The organism is Agrobacterium sp. K11, assembly GCF_059429395.1.
This window is the reverse complement of the sequence record NZ_JCAHRB010000002.1, coordinates 317,826-335,740: the sequence shown is the minus strand read 5'-3', so window position 1 is coordinate 335,740 and position 17,915 is coordinate 317,826. Positions and strand designations below refer to the sequence as shown.

Genomic DNA, 17,915 nt, shown 5'->3' with positions numbered 1-17,915 from the left:
TGATCGAGCGAATCATTTTGTGAATCAGATCAACTACGCCAGTTTGAAAGATGATTTCCAGTATGAACAGCGCAAAGCGTGGTTTTTACTGACAGACGAAACAAAAACGGAGCACGACAGGCGCGCTCCGTTAAATAAGCAACAGATGGCTGGAGTAAATCTCTACCGAGATCGAACGGGAAAATCCCGTTCTGCCTACTGCTTTGAAAACCGCCCGAAGGCTCCGCCTGAAAAGCACAGGGGATCGCCATCGCGGTGGGCGGCACGCAGCACTTCGCCGACGATGATGGTGTGATCGCCCGCATCGTGGGCTGCCGCCTGCCGGCATTCGAAACGGGCGAGCGTGCCCGGAATGACCGGAACGCCCTCGTCGTTGATTTCCCAGTCAAGATCGTCAAATGCGCGGCCGTTGCGGGTGAAGCGGGCGCTCAGCACGTCCTGATCTGCGCTCAGCACATGGATGGCGAAATGCGTTGCGCCGCTGAAGGCCGGATAGCGCGATGAATTTTTGGCAGGCGACCACAGCACCAGCGGCGGATCGAGCGATACCGACGCGAAGCTGTTGACCGTCATACCGATCGGCCCTTCGGGCGTCGTTGCCGTCACCACCGTTACGCCGGTGGTGAAAGCGCCGAGCGCATTGCGAAAGCTGCGGCTGTTTTCGCCGCCGGGAACAAATACGTGCTCATTCGGCATTTTGATCGCTTCTGCGACTGTCATCACGGCACCTCGCTTCCAATTGCAAGTGTGTAAAGCTCAAACCAGGTCTGGCGGTCGATGGTGACGCGCAGGGCATCGGCCGCCGTTTTTATGCGCTGAATATTGTTGGTGCCGAGCACGGGCACGATCTTTGCCGGATGCCGCAGCAGCCAGGCGATGGCAACGGCAGTGGCATCGACGCCCTGCTCGTTGCCGATGCGCTGCAGGGCAGCCATGGTTCCACCATGCGCACCGGAAAACAGCGAACCGCCGCCAAGCGGCGACCATGCCATCGGTGAAACGCGCTTTTCCTGCAGGAAGGCCAGATCGCCATTGGTGAAGCTATCGGTAGCAAGCAAGCTCATTTCGATCTGGTTCGTAACCAGCCTATTGCTCATAGCCGATTGCAGCAGGGCGAAATCCCACGGGCGGAAATTGGAAACGCCCACGGCCTTGACCTTGCCGGAAGCTACCAGTGCATCGAGCGCCTTGCCGGTTTCTTCGGGATCGATCAACGGATCGGGCCGGTGGATCAGCAACAGATCGACACGATCTGTGCCCATGTCACGCAAGGAGGCCTCGACTGAAGCGTTGATATGGCCAGCCGTGGTATCGTAATGCTTGACGCGGGCGGCTGAGTGTCGCCCGGCTGGCGCCACGATGCCGCATTTCGTCACGATCTCGATCTTGTCGCGAAGGGATGGAGCTGCCTTGAGGCCGGCACCCAGAATGGCTTCCGCCGTGTATCCACCATATATATCAGCCTGATCCATGGTGGTGATGCCCTGCGCCAGGCAGGCTTCGATCTTTGCCTGTACATGGGAAGGCGAAGTATCAGCATCGTCGCCGATGCGCCACATGCCGTAAACGATGCGGCTAAGTTCCAGGTTTTCAGAAAGAGCGATACGTTCCATCAGTGGCGTTCCCCGTTGCCCAGCGGCGTGGCAGGTGTTTCAGAAGGCACCCGGCCGTATGCATGCGGCAGGGAGCAGGTTTTCATTTGCGGCAGGACCTTGGTTCCGAAGTGTTCAGCCTCGTCGAGATGCGGATAACCCGAGAGGATGAAGGCGCGAATACCCATTTTCTGGTATTCCTCCAGCGCCGAAAGGACCTTGTCGGTAGAGCCGACGAGCGCTGCACCACAGCCGGAGCGCGCCCGGCCGATGCCGGTCCACAGGTTGGGTTCGACATAACCGAACTTGTCGGCCAGTTCCCGGGCCCGCGCCTGATGCGATACACCGAGTGAGCCGCTGTCGTGGGCGCGGTTGCGGATCAGCTGGCCATATTCGTCGTCGAGCTTCGAAACCAGATGCTCGGCATATTCACGCGCTTCCTGTTCGGTATCGCGCACGACCATGTGGACTCGCAGGCCGTAATCCAGCGTGCGGCCATGGGCTGCGGCACGCTCATGGGCAGCGCGCATGCGGTCTGCGAGCTGGTCTTTCGTTTCGGGCCACATCAGATACACGTCGCATTGCGCGCCGCACAGCTCCAGCGCATCCGGCGAATAACCGCCGAAATAGAGCAGCGGACCGCCATTCTGCTGGTACGGACGTGCAGGCTCGGTGGAGACACCCTTGAATTGGTATATCTCGCCGTCATGGTCAATCGTGTCACGGGTCCAGGCCTGGCGCAAAATCTGCACGACTTCATGGCTGCGTTTGTAGCGAAACGCGCTGTCAGCCACCTCGCCGGGAAAATCGGAGCTGATGACGTTGAGCGTCAGGCGGCCCTTCAGCATGTGATCGAGCGTCGCCACCGTACGCGCCAGCATGATCGGCTGCATTTCGCCGCAACGGATTGCAGCAAGAAAATTGATGCGGTCACTGATCGGAGCGCAACCCGCCACGAAGCTCAACGTGTCCTGGCCGACCTGATAGGAAGAGGGGCAGAGAATGTTGCGAAAACCGAGTTCCTCGGCCTTTTTGACGATATCCGAGCAATGTTCGAAGCTGGAGCGCAGGCTGCCATCCGGCACGCCCAGATAGGCGTAATCATCGGAACAAAGGGCAGAAAACCAGGAGACCTCGGCAGCATCGAGATCAGCGGATGTAACGGGTACGACGGTCATGCAATTCCTCCTCAAGGCCGCTCTCGTTTTTCTTGCATAACATCAAGAAATATGTAAATCAATGATGTATCAATTTTTGTTTTGCGGAGGGGATAGCATCATGAAACACACGGGCGGCAGCCTGCCTATGTATTTGCAGATCGCCGAAATGCTGGTGCGCGAAGTCGCTGCGGGCCGTCTGACAGATGGTGAAAAGCTTGCTCCCGAAAGGGATATGGCAGCCGATCTCGGCATTGCTGTCGGCACGCTTCGCAAGGCGCTTGCGGAGTTGCAGGAGCGTGGACTGCTGGAGCGTGTGCAGGGTTCCGGCAATTATATCCGCGCGGTCAGCGATCCCCAGAGCGTTTATGCCTTCTTCCGGCTGGAGATGATCGAGGGCGGTGGCCTGCCAACGGCGGAGGTGCTGGATGTTGCGCGCCTTGCCAAGCCATCCACCCTGCCCGCCTTTGGCACATCGCCGGAAGGCCACCGCATCCGCCGCCTGAGGCGTATCGCGGGGAAACCGGCGGCAATCGAGGAGATCTGGCTAGACGGTTCCTATGTCGACACGATTACCATCGAGAACCTGTCGGAATCGCTCTATCTCTATTATCGCACCCGCCTCAATCTCTGGATATCGAAGGCAGAAGACCGCATCGACCTCGGGGAAGTGCCAGAATGGGCGCCTGCACAATTCGGCCAGAAACCCGGCGCGTCGGTGCCGCGTGTCCTTCGCCTGAGCCAGGGTCAGGACGGAGCCGTGGCTGAAGTCTCATGGACATGGTTCGACCACACCGTCGCACGGTACGTTTCACGCATACGTTGAAAACGCACGAAATTCGCGTGATCCACATGGACAGAGAAAATTGACCACAGGCAAGGAAGCCGAGACCTGCCACGCAGGGGTTTTCGTTGAAATATTTCTACAAATCAAAGCTTTGGCGGTTTTTGATTTCTGTCAGAAATAAAATTGATACACTATTGATTTCCTTTTGACGAAAGGTAATATCACGGGCCTAGGGAGACAGGCGTTTGGCCGTCCCACGATATCGCCGGACGATCGGGATGATTTTTTCGAAAAGCGATGCGTGGATTTGAAGGTTGATGCCGGGTTTGCGTTCATCGGATTTTGGACGCCCCGGACGTGAGGAGGAAAAGATGGCTTCAGTCAGCCTGCGCAAGCTGGACAAGAGTTACGGTGCCCTGCGCATCGTCAAGGGTATCGACCTTGAAATCAACGATGGTGAATTCGTGGTTTTCGTCGGCCCCTCAGGCTGCGGAAAATCCACGACGTTGCGCATGGTCGCCGGGCTGGAAAGCATCAGCGGCGGTGAGGTGATGATCGGCGACCGCGTTGTCAACAAACTGCCGCCGCGCGAGCGTGACATCGCCATGGTGTTTCAGGACTACGCGCTTTACCCGCACAAGACGGTGCGTGAAAACATGGGTTTCAGCCTGAAGGTACGTGGTGTCAGCGCCTCGCAGGCCAATGCCAGCATTGATGAGGCAGCGAATATGCTGGGCATCAGCCATCTGCTGGACCGTCGGCCGGGCCAGCTTTCCGGCGGCCAGCGCCAGCGCGTGGCCATGGGCCGCGCCATCGTGCGCCGCCCGCAGGTGTTCCTGTTCGACGAGCCGCTTTCCAACCTCGACGCAAAACTGCGCGGACAGGTTCGCACGGAAATCAAGCGCCTGCACCAGCAGCTGGGCACCACCATCATCTACGTGACGCATGATCAGGTGGAGGCGATGACGCTGGCTGACCGCATCGTCATTCTGCGCGGCGGCGATATCGAGCAGGTGGGCACGCCGGACGAGGTCTATAACCGTCCGGAAAGCGTGTTCGTCGGCGGTTTCGTCGGTGCGCCTGCCATGAATTTCGCCCGCGCCAGAGTGACCGGCGACAGGCTGACATTTACGGACGGCAACTCTCTTCCACTGGCAGCAATCAGACCGTCCCGTGAAACGGCGCTCGATGGACGGGAGGTCATCGTCGGCATTCGCCCTGAACATTTCGGTCCTGCCGGGGGATTTGACACACAGCTCTCCGTCAAGGTGCAGGTGGTGGAGCCTTTGGGGTCTGATACGCTGGTGCATTTCACCCTCGGTGATGCGGCGCTGACGGCGAGAATGCCGCCAGAGATGAAACCGGCTCCGAATGAGGAACTGAAGATCGGCCTCGACCCATCGAAGGTGCACCTGTTCGACGTGACGACGGAACGCTCCATTCAGTGACAGGATCGGGCCGCCACCGGCCCGGCTTCAAGATTTCAATAACGGGAGGAAAATATGAAATTCAAAGCCCTTACGGGAGCGGCGCTCTGCGCAACGATGCTCAGCTTTTCGGGACAGGCCTTTGCCGACGCCGAACTCAAAATCTTCGTTTCCAGCCAGCATCAACCCGACGTGTGGCGCAAGGCGCTCGATCAATATGAGGCGAAGACGCCGGGCGTGAAAGTCGTGATCGAGACCGGCGGTAACACCTCCGAAATGCAGGCGCAATATCTCAACACCGTCATGTCTGCCAAGGATTCGAGCCTTGACGTGCTGATGCTCGATGTCATCCGTCCCGCACAATTCGCAACCGCTGGCTGGACCAGCGATTTCTCCGGCAAGGACTTGTCCGCCTACCTGCCGACCTATGCAGAAGCAAACACCGTGAACGGCAAGATCGTGGCGCTGCCGGCGTTCGCCGATTCCATGTTCCTCTACTATCGCAAGGACTTGCTGGACAAATACGGCATCCAGCCGCCGACCACCTGGGATGAGCTGAAGGAAGCCTCAAAAAAGGTGATGGAGGGCGAAAAGAACCCCGAACTTCAGGGCCTCTCCTTCCAGGGTAAGGCCATCGAAGGTGCGGTATGCACGTTCCTGCTGCCCTACTGGAGCGAAGGCAAGTCGCTGGTTAAAAACGGCAAACTGAATTTCGACAATCAGGCGGCCGTGGATTCGCTGAAGCTCTGGAAGAGCTTCGTCGACGAAGGCATTTCCAAGAAGAACATTTCCGAAGTGGCGACCGACGACACGCGTAAGGAATTCCAGGCGGGCAAGGTTCTCTTCGCCGTCAACTGGTCCTACGCCTGGACCCATTTTCAGGGCAAGGAATCCCAAGTGAACGACAAGGTTGGCGTCGCCCGGTTGCCGGCCGTCAAGGGCGGAGAGCAGACGACGTGCCTCGGCGGCTGGGAATTCGGCGTTTCCGCCTATTCCAAGCAGCAGGACGAAGCCAAGAAACTGGTGGAATATCTGTCCAGCCAGGATGTTTCGAAGTTCATGGCCATCAATGCCGCGCTGCTGCCCACCTATGCCTCGCTCTACAAGGATGCTGATGTGACCAAGTCCATCCCTTGGTTTGCGGATGCTCTACCGGTTGTTGAAACGGCAAAGGCCCGTCCGGTTACACCGCGTTACAACGAGGTCAGCGAAACGATCCGCACCACCGTCAATGGCGTGCTTGCGGGCGTGATGTCGCCGGAAGACGGCGCAAAGCAGATGGAAAGCCGTCTGCGCCGCGTATTGCGCTAAGCCCTGTGGCCGGGGGCGGCATGCAGGACATGCCGTTGCCGGCCTGTTTGGCCGAACCAGTGAAAATCGCCTGAACGGCGCGACAAACGGGCCGGGACTTAACCGGTCTGATCGGGAGACGATGACGTGAATTCAGTTGCGGGAGTGGCAGACGTGACGATGCCGGAGAGAACAATGGTCAGGGTGGACGAGAAACCGCAGCCGCGCTGGACGCGGTGGCTCGATCTCGGTGACCGGTCGCTTGCCGTGCTTTTGCTGGCGCCTGCAGCCATTCTTCTTTCGCTTATCATCGTCTATCCGGTGGCGCGTCTCGTCTACACCTCGTTTTTCAGCCTTTCGCTGACATCAGGCCTGCCGGCGGAATTCATCGGCTTTGAAAACTACACGGCGATGCTCGATGACCCGATTTTCTGGGAAACGACCTGGAATACGGTGCTGATAACGCTGATAACGGTGCCGGGAGCGCTGTTCATGGGCCTGGGCCTTGCGCTCCTCGCCAACCTGCCGTTTTCGATGCAATGGCCGATGCGCCTGTCGCTGCTCATCCCTTGGGCGCTGCCTCTGTCGTTCGCCGGCCTCATCTTCGCGTGGTTTTTCCACTACGAATACGGCGTGGTCAACGATGTGCTGAACCGGCTGGGCTTTGAAGGCATCATCTGGTTCAACTCGCCGAACTGGGCCTTCGCAGCCATCTGCCTGACCATCATCTGGAAGACCTCCTCCTTCATGGCACTGATGATCCTTGCAGGGCTGCAAACCATTCCGCGCTCGCTTTATGAAGCCGCCGATGTGGATGGCGCCGGCAAGCTCAGGCAGTTCTTCGAGATCACGCTACCGCTCCTAAAACCCTCGATCGTCGTTGCTCTCATCTTCCGTACGATTACGGCGCTGCAGACTTTTGATATTCCATACATGATGACCGGCGGCGGCCCCGGCACATCAACCACGACGCTCGCCATGTACATTCACCAGAACACCGTTTCCTTCCTCGATCTCGGTTACGGTTCGGCACTGGCGGTCATGATGTTTGCGCTCTCCATGTGCGTCACCGCCGTTTATCTCCGCATTATCAGGACGAAGGACTGATCCCATGAGCACCGTTGCGACCTCCTCCGGTCTGTCTTCCTTCTTCTCCGGCAAGCCGCTGCGCTTCATTGCGGCCTCCATATTGCTGGTCAACGGCCTGTTTCCGGCAATATGGATCCTGTTCACCTCGCTGAAAACCGAAGCGGAACTGACGGTGAAACCGATCACATGGTTTCCGCATGCGCCGACGCTCGCCAATTACATGCAGGCCTTTTCCGACCAGCCGCTGCACCTCTTCCTGTTCAACAGCTTCATGGTCGCGCTGCTTTCCACGGCACTCACAATTCTGATTTCGGTGCTGGCAGCCTATGCGCTGGCGCGGCTCGATCTCAAGTACCGGGCGCTGATCCTCTCGCTCATCATCGCCGTTTCTACATTCCCGCTGGTAACGCTGCTGGTGCCTCTGTTCGAGATCATGCGTGCGCTCAACCTGCTCAATAGCTGGACCGCTCTTATACTGCCTTACACCGTGCTCTCCCTGCCGGTCTGCACGCTGATGCTGGTGTCCTTCTTCGAAAGCATCCCGCGCGATCTGGAAAACGCCGCCATGATTGATGGCTGCACCCGCATCGGTGCGCTGTTCAAGGTTGTCGTGCCGCTATGCGCGCCGGGTGTCTTCACCGCCGGTATTCTCGCTTTCGTGAACGCCTGGGACGAATTCCTGCTGGCGCTCTCCTTCAATTCCAATCCGGCACTGCGCACGCTGCCGGTCGGCATCCAGCTTTACCAGGGTGAGTTCGCTTTCCCCTGGCCCGTCATCTCGGCGGCGCTGGTGGTCGGCATCGTCCCGGTTGCGATCCTGATCGTCATCTTTCAGGAGCGCGTCGTCTCCGGTCTCACCGCCGGCGGTCTCAAGGGTTAAACAGGTACAGTCATGCAATTCGAAAAGACCAGAGACGGCTTCACGCTTGCGATTGGCAGCCACACCATTCTTTCTCATTCGCCTGAGAACCCGGCTTTCTTCGCCGGTTTGGGCAAGGAGCGGATGGATATGTATCGCGGCAATTTCGATATCGAGGACTATGTCATCGAACGAACTGCGCTCCGCCACGCCGAAGTCAGTGGCGACAGCGTTACGCTGTCTTCCGCACCCGGGCAGGCCGCGCGCCTTCATCTGGCCCTGGATGGAAATGCCATCAGGGTCACGACGCTGGATGAAACCATCAATCGGCTGTGGCTGCGGATCGTCGCAGATGAGGACGAACATGTCTGGGGCGGTGGCGAACAGATGTCCTATTTCGACATGCGCGGCCGCCGCTTTCCGCTCTGGACCTCCGAACCCGGTGTCGGCCGCGACAAGACCGCTGAAATCACCTTCAAGGCTGACGTCAGCGGCAAGGCGGGTGGCGATTATTACAACACCAATTACCCGCAGCCGACCTATCTGTCGTCGCGCAAATATGCGCTGCATGTGGAAACCAGCGCCTATTCGGTCTTCGATTTCCGCAACGAAGATTTCCACGAAGTCGAGATCTGGGCGATCCCCGAAAGGATCGAGTTTTTCACTGGCGATCGTTTCACCGATATCGTTTCCGCCCTCTCGCTGCGGTTCGGACGCCAGCCGGAACTACCGGGGTGGGTCTATAGCGGCGCGATCATCGGGTTAAAGGATGGCGCCAACTCCTTTGCCCGGCTGGAAAAAATCCGCGCTGCCGGAACCAAGGTCTCCGGCCTGTGGTGCGAGGACTGGGTGGGGCTTCGCCAGACATCCTTCGGCGCCCGGCTATTCTGGGACTGGCAGGCCAATGAGGCGCGTTATCCGCATCTGCGTCAGAAGATCGCCGAGCTTGCCGATCAGGGCATTCGTTTTCTGGGATACGTGAACCCCTATCTCTGCGTCGACGGCCCGCTTTTTCCGGAGGCGGAGGCGGCCGGTTATTTCGCCACCGGCGCGGACGGCAAGACGGCGCTCGTGGATTTCGGCGAGTTCGATTGTGGCGTGGTCGATTTCACCAATCCGGCCGCAGCCGAGTGGTTTTCCGAAGAGATCATCGGCAAGAACATGCTTGATTTCGGCCTTTCCGGCTGGATGGCCGATTTCGGCGAATATCTGCCGATCGACATCACGCTATCGAACGGCATCGACGCCAAGCTGATGCACAATGCCTGGCCGACGCTCTGGGCAGAGGTCAACGCCAAGGCCGTTGAAAGCCGCGGCAAAACCGGCGAAGCGCTGTTCTTCATGCGCGCGGGCTTTACCGGTGTGCAAGCCCACTGCCCGCTGCTGTGGGGCGGTGACCAGTCCGTCGATTTCTCCCGCCATGACGGTCTCGTCACTGTCATATGCGGTGCGCTGTCCTCCGGTCTTCTCGGTAATGCCTATCACCATTCCGATATTGGCGGTTATACCAGCCTGTTCGGCAATGTCAGAACCCCGGAACTCATCATGCGCTGGACGGAGATGGCAGCCTTTACTCCTGTCATGCGAACCCATGAGGGCAATCGCCCGCGCGACAATCTCCAGATCGATCAGGACGAGACCGTTCTTGGCCATTTTGCCCGCATGACGGCAATCTATGTCGCACTCGCCCCCTATCTGAAATCGCTTTCCACTGAAGCGGCCGAAAACGGCCTGCCGGTACAGCGCCCGCTTTTCCTGCATCACGAGAACGACCGGCAGACCTATGCCATTCAGGACAGCTATCTCTACGGGGCCGACATGCTGGTCGCACCAGTGTGGAAGGCGGGGGAGACGCAGCGCACGCTTTACCTTCCGGGCGATGGGGAATGGATGCATCTTTGGAGTGGCGCGCGGTATTTTGGCGGGCACGAGATCACCGTGGAGGCTCCGATAGGCCAGCCGGCTGTGTTCTACCGCGCTGAAACGCGCTTTACTGCGTTATTTGAACGGCTTCGTAATATCGCTTGAAGCATCACCTTCCGGCCATTTCCAAAAAACGCCGCAGATATTGCGGCGTTCAACCGATGCTTTAACAGGCCTAGCTAGACGGCCATCAGCCCGTCAGGCGTGGTGATGTAATGGCTTTCTTGAACAGCACCGTCATCGCGTCGCTGATGCCCTGGGACGGGCTGACTTCGAAGTACAGACCCGGGGAAGCGCAGCTCTGCATGCGTGAGCCAATTTCCGCCTGAAAGGGCTTGATCCAGCTATTATACCAGTCATTCGTCGGCAGCGGCAGATAGGTGGTATAAAGCACCGCGATACGAAAACCCTTTTCCTTCAGTTTCGTACAGTCTTTGATGTCGATCGGCTCCTGACAGCGGCCTCCCGTCAGTTTTTTCGTACAGGAGGACGGCTTGTAACTGTCGCCCACCCCGTCTGAAACAAAGAAAATAACCTTATCCGGGTTCGCCGAGCTTGCGCCCGTGCCCGAACTGCCGACCTTATCTCCAATCTGGATCAGTGCCCGGTCGAAATCTGTTTGCTGGTCGTTGTTGTATCCCTGATAGGGGATTGACATCAGGTTGATTTCACCAGCTTTTTTCTTTGCTGCGTCCAGATCCGATGTCAGCGAAACGACCTCAAGCAGCTTGGTATCTTCCGCCCGTTCCCCGAAGGTATAGACGGCCATGCGATATTGATTGCTGCTTTTGCGCGTGGACTTTGCCGTGTCCATCAGGCTGGCGGTTGCCTTGGCAACCACGTCGATACGCGTCGTAACCCCGAGTTTCTTGGCCTTGAAGTAATAGCTGTTCGGGTCTGCCACGCCGTCCTTCACGATGTGGCAGGCAAAAGCGCATTTATCGCCAGTATTCGCAACCAGGGTGGCAACATCCGTGGGTGTCGCGCCCACTCCCATGGAGGGCGTATTATCAAGCAGAAGATAGAAATCGCTGAAGGTTTCCGTTTCGTATTTGGCCGTGGCCGTGCCGGCAACCGAAACGAAATCCTTCCCCAGAAGCCCTGAGAGGGTCGTGCTGACCGACGCCTTGAAGCTGACGGACGACTCGACCACATTGCCGTGCTTGATCACCGAAACATCGACCGAGGTAATGGTGTAGTCCGCGTCGCCGCGCTGATTGCCATCGAAGAATGCCCGGGCTTCTTCATTGCCGACGGGAATGACACCGTCCCCCGACATCTTCTTTGCCGCCTGAACACTTGCGGACATATCGGCGACTGCCGCCAGAGCCGCGGAATCCGCTGCCTGCTGCAGATCGGCTTTGACCGACATGCCGCGCGTAATATCGAGCGCCACACCGGCAGCCCCGCACAGAGGCACCATGAGCAGCGCGGTCAGAATGCCAAAATTTCCAGATTTCTCTCGCCAGAAGTTTTTCAAGTTCGCCCCCAACCAATCTGGGAGCTGAAGCTAATACAGCGGAATTGAAAAGCGGTTTCAATAAATAACTAATTTTTGATAAACTTAATATAATCAATAACTAATATGTTCGCGGCAAATTCGCCAATATTCTCGTTAACTTTCAAAGTTGACATTACTTCAAAACCCTCCTAGCAAAACAGTCTCTTCCGAGGGGAGCACCTGACGGTGCTGAGATGGCGATGAGCCGGACCCTTGAACCTGATCCGGGTCATGCCGGCGTAGGAACGGAAACTGTAGCGCGTTTGCGTTACTGCCCTTTCTCTTCTCCGCTTTGCCCGGATCTCCGTGATCGCCACAGCTGGAGACCGAACGATGATGATGAAACATCCTTCCCTTCGTATACGGTACGGCTGCGTCTGAGTCCCGGCCGATGCGTGCCTCCCATGCGCTGAAGGGCGTCGTTCTTATTCTGATTGTCTGGCAGCTGGGCATCTGGCTGTTTGCACCGCCCCGCTACATCCTGCCCTCGCCCGCCGATGTTGCCGCAGCACTCCTGCGCCAGCCAGCCTTCCTGTTCGGACAGGCCATGGTGACATCAGGTGAAATGGCTGTCGGGCTTGCGGCTGGCATTGCCGCCGGCATTCTCGTTGCCTTTACGATTGCCGCCGTCCCGCGTTTTGGCCGCCTCGTCTGGCCCATGGTTCTCGTGTTGCAGGCATTTCCGGTCTTCGTGCTGGCCCCTATTCTCGTACTCTGGTTCGGTTTCGGCATGGCCTCGAAAGTTGTCATGACGGCGATCATCATCTTTTTTCCCGTCGCTTCAGCCTTCACCGACGGCCTCAACCGCACGGATCGGACAATCCTCGATGCCGCCTCGCTGACGGAGGCGAGCCACTGGCAAATCCTCACCCGGCTGCGTGTGCCGCTGGCGCTTCCCGCACTCATTTCCGGGCTGAGGGTCGCAGCTCCGCTCGCCCCGCTCGGCGCGGTCATTGGCGAATGGGTGGGCGCCTCCGCCGGGCTCGGTTTTGTCATGATCCAGTCCAATGCCCGCATGCAGACCGACACAATGTTCGCCGCCATGACTATTCTCGCCGTCATGGCGGTGCTGCTGCGGCTTGTCGTCGACCGGGCAACGGCCAACCTCGCCCCCTGGGCCAAAGAAACAGACCACGTCATTCCTTTCAAATATTTGCGGAGACTTTCGGCACCATGAAACGAACTCTTCTTTCCCTCGTCGTCGCGGCAGCAAGCGTGTTTGCGCCCGTGCAATCGCAGGCGGCCGACAAGCTTACCGTGTTGCTGGAATGGTTCGTGAACCCGGACCACGCTCCGATGGTGATCGCCAAGGAACGCGGCCTGTTCGCAGATGCCGGGCTGGACGTTGAGCTGGTTCCGCCCGCAGACCCATCCGCCGTACCGCGTCTGGTCTCGGCAAAGCAGGCCGATATCGGTGTACACTATCAGCCGAACCTCTATCTCGACCACGATGCAGGGCTGCCGCTCGTCCGTTTCGGCACGCTGGTGGAAACCCCGCTGAACACCGTCACCGTTCTGGCCGACGGGCCGATCAAGAGCCTGAAGGACCTGAAAGGCAAGAAGGTCGGCTTCTCGGTTTCCGGTTTCGAGGATGCGATGCTGAAGCGCATGCTGGAGAAGGAGGGACTGACAAAGGACGATGTTGAACTGGTCAACGTCAATTTCTCACTCTCGCCATCCCTGATCGCCGGCAAGGTCGATGCCACGCTTGGCGGTTTCCGCAATTTCGAACTGACGCAGATGAAGCTTGAAGGCCACGAAGGCCGCTCGTTCTTCCCCGAGGAACATGGCGTGCCCGCCTATGACGAGCTCATATTCGTCACCCATCGAGATCTCGTGAAAGATAGCCGCCTGCCGCGTTTTCTCTCGGCCGTTGAGCAGGCGGCGATTTTCATCACCAACCACCCGCAAGAATCCTGGCAGCTTTTCATCAAGGCCTATCCGAACCTTGACGACGCGCTGAACAAACAGGCGTTTTTCGATACGCTGCCGCGTTTCGCCAAACGTCCAGCCGCACTCGATCGCGCCCGCTACACACGCTTCGGCACCTTCATGCAAGACATGCAACTGATCAAGCAGGCGCCGGCGGCGGAAGACATTGCCGTGGAGTTGCAATAACCATGGCAAACAGTTTTCCGACTGCGGCGAAGGCCGCAGAGATCCTCGAAAGGGTAAGGCAGACGCGCCCGCGCGTGCATTGCCTGATGAACACAGTGGTACAGAAATTCACCGCGGACGGCATTACCGTTGTCGGCGGCATACCCTCGATGACAACCTCACTCGAAGAAATCGGTGCTTTCGTCACGAAAGCCGATGCGGTGACGATCAATCTCGGCACGCTCGACGCCGACCGGCGAAAAGTCATTCGATTTGCCGTCGAGATCGCCCGCGCGGCTGGCAAGCCGTGGATTCTGGACCCCGTGCATTGCGACTATTCGCCATCGCGACTGGCGTTCGCGCGTGACCTGATCTCGCTTGGACCCACCATCGTGCGCGGCAACAGCGCTGAGATGAGCCTGATCGGTGCTGTTCCGAACGCCATCAGGATAGAGACCGGACCTGTCGATAACCTGCGCGATGCCACAAGGAGCGTCAGAATCGTCAACGGTCACCCGTGGATGGCGAAGGTGACAGGCACGGGTTGCCTATCGGGTGGCGTCATCGCCGCCTTCATGGCGGTGGAAAAAGACGCACTGACGGCCGCCGCCGCCGCCCTCGCCATCACGGGTGTCGCAGCCGAACTGGCAGCGAAAAACGCCAAAGGTCCCGGCACATTCGAGCCGGCATTTCTGGATGTTCTTTCAGAAATTTCCGGCGAAGACATAAGAAACCATGCGAGGATTGAGCATGAACAAGGTTGATTACCGTCTCAACGCGCTGGTCGATGCGAGCCTCGGCGATGTTGCGCCCTTGGGCGAGCTTGCTCTGGCGGCCACACTCAACGGCGCGACCATTCTGCAATATCGCGACAAACACGCCTCCACGCGGGAGATGATCGAAAACGCCAGCGCAATTCGCGAAGCCATTGCCGGCACGGGCGTGCCGCTGGTCATCAACGACCGGGTGGATGTGGCGCTCGCCTCTGGCGCGGACGGGGTGCATCTCGGCGCCGATGATATGGATGCCAAAACCGCCAGACGCATCCTTGGAGATAAGGCGATCATCGGCCTCACCGTCAAGAACCGCGCCGATGCCGAGCGGGCGGCCTCCATGCCCGCCGATTACGCCTGCATTGGTGGCGTGTTCGAAACCGTTTCCAAGGTAAATCCAGACAAGCCTGTCGGCCTTGACGGCTTTACGACGCTCCGCACTCTGCTCCGCGAATTGCGGCCGGGCATGCCGGTGGGCGCCATCGCCGGTATCGATCTTGCCCGCGTGCCGAACGTCATCGCTGCCGGTGCGGATGGTGTCGCCGTCATTTCTGCAATCTTCCGCGCAGGCGATATTGCCAGCACAACCAGGGACTTCCGCGCGGCAGTCGATGCAGCGCTGAAAGCGAGACAGTCATGACAGCAATCGCATTGACCATCGCCGGCTCAGACAGCGGCGGCGGCGCGGGCATTCAGGCCGACATCAAGACTTTTTCGGCACTCGGCGCCTATGCCGCCAGCGTCATCACCGCCATCACCGCCCAGAACACCAAAGGTGTGACGGCAGTGGAGGATATTTCCGTCGCCACCATCGTCGCGCAGATGGACGCTGTTTTTTCCGATCTTGCCGTCAATGCGGTGAAGATCGGCATGGTATCGCGGATCGAAACCATCGCGGCCATAGCTGCAAGGCTTCGGCAGCAGCCCCAGCCGGTGGTGCTCGACCCCGTGATGGTTGCGACCTCCGGCGACCGTCTGTTGCATGCGGATGCGATCGAGACACTGCAGCGCGACCTGCTGCCGCTCGCCACCATCGTCACGCCGAACCTGCCTGAAGCAGCGCTTCTCACCGGGTTGCCGATTGCAGACACCGAGGCGGCGATCACCCGTCAGGCCGAGATGATCCTGAAGGCGGGCGCGAAAGCCGTGCTCATCAAGGGCGGCCATGGCGACGGGCCGCAGAGTACGGATTATCTGTTTGCAGACGGCACCGTGCAGGCGCTTTCCGCTATGCGAGTGGACACGAAAAACGACCATGGGACCGGCTGCACGCTGGCGGCGGCGATCACCGCGCATCTGGCCATGGGGCATAACCTGGCGGAGGCGGTTGGTCTTGCGAAGGACTATCTGAATGGAGCGCTTGACGCTGGTCGGGGGCTTGCCGTCGGGCACGGTCGGGGACCGGTGCATCATTTTTATCGATGGTGGGGGTGAAGGTTAGAGTGGAGCGTAGGGCTTACCCCCTCTGTCCTGCCGGACATCTCCCCCTCAAGGGGGGAGATCGACAAGTGGCCTGCCCCGGGCGTTTTAGTTGGCGGACGAGATCGCGATACCGACGTTAATGGGGACCGAGGCGAAAACCTCACCCGATCTCCCCCCTTGAGGGGGAGATGTCCGGCAGGACAGAGGGGGGTGAGCCCCACGCTCTGCGCATCCGCCTTCACCGCGCCTTCGGCGTCGCCAGCACATTCCTGATCGCAAAACTCGAATGAATCCGCGAAACACCCGGCAGCTTCGACAGAATCTCCTTATGGATGCGCTCGAAATCGCCCGCACTTTCCGCCTCACATCGCAGGAAATAATCCGACCCGCCCGTCATCAGGTAACATTCGCGGATTTCTGGATAACGCCGCACCGCGTTCTCAAACCTGTTGAGAAAATCCTCCGTCTGGCGGTCGAGCGTGATCTGCACGATGACCGAGATCACCTCGCCGCCGGCAAGGCCGCTGGTCAGCGCCGTGTAGCCCCGGATGATACCCTCCCGTTCCAGAATATCGACCCGGCGAAGGCAGGCGGAGGCCGAAAGGCCGACTTCCGCAGCAAGTTTCGCATTGCTGATGCGGGCATTGAGCCGGAGCAGGCGGATGATGTGCCGGTCGGTCGCGTCGAGTGACGACATAGAAAATTCCAATATGACAATGAAAGTTGCGTAGATTTGATTTTTATCGCATCTTATTCGAACAATAGCCAAGAAATTCGACAATCGTTGCAATACTCTCATATGATAAAAATGAGGGTGAACGACCATGGACATGCAGATCAGCCGCCAGCAGGCAGCGGGTGGTGCAAGCGGCCATCTGACCATCGATCTTGGCGCATTGCGCGATAATTATCTCGCGCTTGCGGCAATGGCACCCACATCGCAGACGGCAGCGGTCGTCAAGGCTGACGCATACGGCCTCGGCGCGGATATCGTCTCGCAGGTGCTGTTTGAAGCGGGCTGCCGGAATTTCTTCGTCGCCCATATCGATGAAGCGCTGGCGCTCCGGCTGCGTCTTTCAGCGGAAGCGCGGATTTTCGTCCTCAACGGGCTTCAGCCCGGTAACGAAACCTCCTGCGCGGCCATGGCCGTCACACCGGTTCTGAATTCGCTCGAGCAGATCGCCCAATGGGCGGCCCACGCCAAAAATCTTGGCAAGACGTTACCCGCCGCAGTGCAGATCGATACCGGCATGTGCCGTCTCGGCCTCTCTCCCGAGGAGCTTGAAGTCCTCGCCTCCCGGCCGCAACTGCTTGATGGTATCGACATCGCCTTCGTGATGAGCCACCTCGCCTGCGCCGACGAGCCGGATCACCTCTCCAATGCCGCCCAACTCTCTGTGATGCGAAAAGCCGCTGCAGCTTTTCCTGATGTATCCGTCTGTTTTTCCAATTCCGGCGGCATCTTTCTGGGCAACGACTATCACAACTCCCTGCTACGCCCCGGCATTGCGCTTTATGGCGGCGCGCCCTCCGTTACCCGTCCCAACCCGATGAAACCGGTCGTCCGGCTTGATGTCGCCGTTATTCAGACCCGCGAAGTTCCCGCCGGATCGCTGGTCGGTTATGGTGGCTCTTTCGAAGCGGCCGGGCCGACGCGGCTTGCGACGATCGCGGCTGGTTATGCCGATGGCCTGCCGCGATCGCTCAGCAATCGCGGTGCGGCATGGTACAATGGCGTTCGCCTGCCCATTGCTGGTCGAGTTTCAATGGACAGCATCATTCTCGACATATCCGCCCTGCCCTTGGGAACATTGACGCAAGGCAGCTTCGTGCAGATGATCGGGCCTGACCAGACGCTGGAAGACATTGCCGAGGATGCGGGCACGATCGCCTATGAAATCCTGACCGGCCTCGGACGCCGTTACCGCCGCAATTATATTCAGCCGGGCGAAACCCCGGCCGTCGCTTCAACATCTGTCAGCCATAAGTGAGACGATC

The 17,915-nt window shown here is 58.9% G+C and carries 17 protein-coding genes and 1 riboswitch; of the genes, 12 read left to right on the top strand and 5 right to left on the bottom strand.

The genetic code is table 11. The features are described from left to right. Positions 1 to 195 precede the first annotated feature (195 nt). Genes smoA through AC5SEO_RS03185 form a run of 3 tightly spaced genes read right to left on the bottom strand, consistent with a single transcriptional unit; the run spans position 196 to position 2,770 of the window. The gene (gene smoA / locus AC5SEO_RS03195) at positions 196 to 720 is read right to left on the bottom strand and encodes an NADH-dependent FMN reductase SmoA (protein ID WP_013761544.1); all 525 of its coding nucleotides are present in this window, start codon (positions 718 to 720) and stop codon (positions 196 to 198) included. Continuing rightward, complete coding sequence (locus tag AC5SEO_RS03190) at positions 720 to 1,613, bottom strand: aldo/keto reductase (RefSeq protein WP_065687744.1); 894 nt, start codon at positions 1,611 to 1,613, stop codon at positions 720 to 722. The genes smoA and AC5SEO_RS03190 overlap by 1 nt, the downstream gene beginning before the upstream one ends. Then, positions 1,613 to 2,770, bottom strand: coding sequence for an LLM class flavin-dependent oxidoreductase (locus AC5SEO_RS03185; RefSeq protein WP_003510817.1), 1,158 nt, complete (start codon positions 2,768 to 2,770; stop codon positions 1,613 to 1,615). The genes AC5SEO_RS03190 and AC5SEO_RS03185 overlap by 1 nt, the downstream gene beginning before the upstream one ends. Before the next feature lie 100 nt (positions 2,771 to 2,870). Here AC5SEO_RS03185 and AC5SEO_RS03180 point away from each other — a divergent pair, with 100 nt between their 5' ends. The 6 genes from AC5SEO_RS03180 to AC5SEO_RS03155 all read left to right on the top strand — a co-directional run bounded on the left by AC5SEO_RS03180 (position 2,871) and on the right by AC5SEO_RS03155 (position 10,229). Beyond that, positions 2,871 to 3,575: a GntR family transcriptional regulator gene (locus tag AC5SEO_RS03180; protein WP_003510818.1), complete on the top strand. Its 705-nt coding sequence runs from the start codon at positions 2,871 to 2,873 to the stop codon at positions 3,573 to 3,575. A gap of 332 nt (positions 3,576 to 3,907) precedes the next feature. Continuing rightward, positions 3,908 to 4,984, top strand: a complete 1,077-nt coding sequence (locus tag AC5SEO_RS03175) for an ABC transporter ATP-binding protein (RefSeq protein WP_003510819.1) — start codon at positions 3,908 to 3,910, stop codon at positions 4,982 to 4,984. Positions 4,985 to 5,038: 54 nt separating this feature from the next. After that, the gene (locus AC5SEO_RS03170; RefSeq protein ID WP_003510820.1) at positions 5,039 to 6,274 is read left to right on the top strand and encodes an ABC transporter substrate-binding protein; all 1,236 of its coding nucleotides are present in this window, start codon (positions 5,039 to 5,041) and stop codon (positions 6,272 to 6,274) included. 174 nt (positions 6,275 to 6,448) lie between these two features. Next, positions 6,449 to 7,360, top strand: a complete 912-nt coding sequence (locus AC5SEO_RS03165; protein WP_003510821.1) for a carbohydrate ABC transporter permease — start codon at positions 6,449 to 6,451, stop codon at positions 7,358 to 7,360. Positions 7,361 to 7,364: 4 nt separating this feature from the next. Then, positions 7,365 to 8,222: a carbohydrate ABC transporter permease gene (locus tag AC5SEO_RS03160; protein ID WP_003500737.1), complete on the top strand. Its 858-nt coding sequence runs from the start codon at positions 7,365 to 7,367 to the stop codon at positions 8,220 to 8,222. Positions 8,223 to 8,234: 12 nt separating this feature from the next. Further along, the gene (locus AC5SEO_RS03155) at positions 8,235 to 10,229 is read left to right on the top strand and encodes an alpha-glucosidase (protein ID WP_112402011.1); all 1,995 of its coding nucleotides are present in this window, start codon (positions 8,235 to 8,237) and stop codon (positions 10,227 to 10,229) included. Between the two features lie 85 nt (positions 10,230 to 10,314). On the opposite strand, the gene AC5SEO_RS03150 is transcribed toward AC5SEO_RS03155, so the two are convergent. Next, complete coding sequence (locus AC5SEO_RS03150; protein ID WP_038494024.1) at positions 10,315 to 11,604, bottom strand: TadE/TadG family type IV pilus assembly protein; 1,290 nt, start codon at positions 11,602 to 11,604, stop codon at positions 10,315 to 10,317. 181 nt (positions 11,605 to 11,785) lie between these two features. Beyond that, positions 11,786 to 11,888: riboswitch (TPP riboswitch) on the top strand. Positions 11,889 to 12,016: 128 nt separating this feature from the next. Here AC5SEO_RS03150 and AC5SEO_RS03145 point away from each other — a divergent pair. The 5 genes from AC5SEO_RS03145 to thiD are packed head-to-tail and all read left to right on the top strand — an operon-like array spanning position 12,017 to position 15,929. Next, positions 12,017 to 12,802 (top strand): ABC transporter permease, encoded by a 786-nt coding sequence (locus tag AC5SEO_RS03145; RefSeq protein WP_112296444.1) that lies wholly within the window; start codon positions 12,017 to 12,019, stop codon positions 12,800 to 12,802. Further along, complete coding sequence (locus AC5SEO_RS03140; protein ID WP_162694079.1) at positions 12,799 to 13,743, top strand: ABC transporter substrate-binding protein; 945 nt, start codon at positions 12,799 to 12,801, stop codon at positions 13,741 to 13,743. The genes AC5SEO_RS03145 and AC5SEO_RS03140 overlap by 4 nt, the downstream gene beginning before the upstream one ends. Before the next feature lie 2 nt (positions 13,744 to 13,745). Then, complete coding sequence (locus AC5SEO_RS03135) at positions 13,746 to 14,486, top strand: hydroxyethylthiazole kinase (RefSeq protein WP_111828875.1); 741 nt, start codon at positions 13,746 to 13,748, stop codon at positions 14,484 to 14,486. After that, positions 14,473 to 15,135 (top strand): thiamine phosphate synthase, encoded by a 663-nt coding sequence (gene thiE, locus AC5SEO_RS03130; RefSeq protein WP_112296445.1) that lies wholly within the window; start codon positions 14,473 to 14,475, stop codon positions 15,133 to 15,135. Before AC5SEO_RS03135 ends, thiE begins: the two co-directional genes overlap by 14 nt. Next, the gene (gene thiD, locus AC5SEO_RS03125; protein ID WP_174068823.1) at positions 15,132 to 15,929 is read left to right on the top strand and encodes a bifunctional hydroxymethylpyrimidine kinase/phosphomethylpyrimidine kinase; all 798 of its coding nucleotides are present in this window, start codon (positions 15,132 to 15,134) and stop codon (positions 15,927 to 15,929) included. Before thiE ends, thiD begins: the two co-directional genes overlap by 4 nt. Before the next feature lie 226 nt (positions 15,930 to 16,155). Here the strand turns inward: thiD and AC5SEO_RS03120 are convergent, their stop codons facing one another. Continuing rightward, positions 16,156 to 16,614: an Lrp/AsnC family transcriptional regulator gene (locus AC5SEO_RS03120; protein ID WP_003500727.1), complete on the bottom strand. Its 459-nt coding sequence runs from the start codon at positions 16,612 to 16,614 to the stop codon at positions 16,156 to 16,158. Between the two features lie 127 nt (positions 16,615 to 16,741). Here AC5SEO_RS03120 and alr point away from each other — a divergent pair, with 127 nt between their 5' ends. Then, positions 16,742 to 17,908, top strand: a complete 1,167-nt coding sequence (gene alr, locus AC5SEO_RS03115; RefSeq protein WP_111804215.1) for an alanine racemase — start codon at positions 16,742 to 16,744, stop codon at positions 17,906 to 17,908. Positions 17,909 to 17,915 lie beyond the last annotated feature (7 nt).

Coding starts and splice junctions, on each gene's coding strand:
- smoA (WP_013761544.1), bottom strand. CDS start 720: ATGACAGTCGCAGAAGCGATCAAAATGCCGAATGAGCACGTATTTGTT.
- AC5SEO_RS03190 (WP_065687744.1), bottom strand. CDS start 1,613: ATGGAACGTATCGCTCTTTCTGAAAACCTGGAACTTAGCCGCATCGTT.
- AC5SEO_RS03185 (WP_003510817.1), bottom strand. CDS start 2,770: ATGACCGTCGTACCCGTTACATCCGCTGATCTCGATGCTGCCGAGGTC.
- AC5SEO_RS03180 (WP_003510818.1), top strand. CDS start 2,871: ATGAAACACACGGGCGGCAGCCTGCCTATGTATTTGCAGATCGCCGAA.
- AC5SEO_RS03175 (WP_003510819.1), top strand. CDS start 3,908: ATGGCTTCAGTCAGCCTGCGCAAGCTGGACAAGAGTTACGGTGCCCTG.
- AC5SEO_RS03170 (WP_003510820.1), top strand. CDS start 5,039: ATGAAATTCAAAGCCCTTACGGGAGCGGCGCTCTGCGCAACGATGCTC.
- AC5SEO_RS03165 (WP_003510821.1), top strand. CDS start 6,449: ATGGTCAGGGTGGACGAGAAACCGCAGCCGCGCTGGACGCGGTGGCTC.
- AC5SEO_RS03160 (WP_003500737.1), top strand. CDS start 7,365: ATGAGCACCGTTGCGACCTCCTCCGGTCTGTCTTCCTTCTTCTCCGGC.
- AC5SEO_RS03155 (WP_112402011.1), top strand. CDS start 8,235: ATGCAATTCGAAAAGACCAGAGACGGCTTCACGCTTGCGATTGGCAGC.
- AC5SEO_RS03145 (WP_112296444.1), top strand. CDS start 12,017: ATGCGTGCCTCCCATGCGCTGAAGGGCGTCGTTCTTATTCTGATTGTC.
- AC5SEO_RS03140 (WP_162694079.1), top strand. CDS start 12,799: ATGAAACGAACTCTTCTTTCCCTCGTCGTCGCGGCAGCAAGCGTGTTT.
- AC5SEO_RS03135 (WP_111828875.1), top strand. CDS start 13,746: ATGGCAAACAGTTTTCCGACTGCGGCGAAGGCCGCAGAGATCCTCGAA.
- thiE (WP_112296445.1), top strand. CDS start 14,473: ATGAACAAGGTTGATTACCGTCTCAACGCGCTGGTCGATGCGAGCCTC.
- thiD (WP_174068823.1), top strand. CDS start 15,132: ATGACAGCAATCGCATTGACCATCGCCGGCTCAGACAGCGGCGGCGGC.
- AC5SEO_RS03120 (WP_003500727.1), bottom strand. CDS start 16,614: ATGTCGTCACTCGACGCGACCGACCGGCACATCATCCGCCTGCTCCGG.
- alr (WP_111804215.1), top strand. CDS start 16,742: ATGGACATGCAGATCAGCCGCCAGCAGGCAGCGGGTGGTGCAAGCGGC.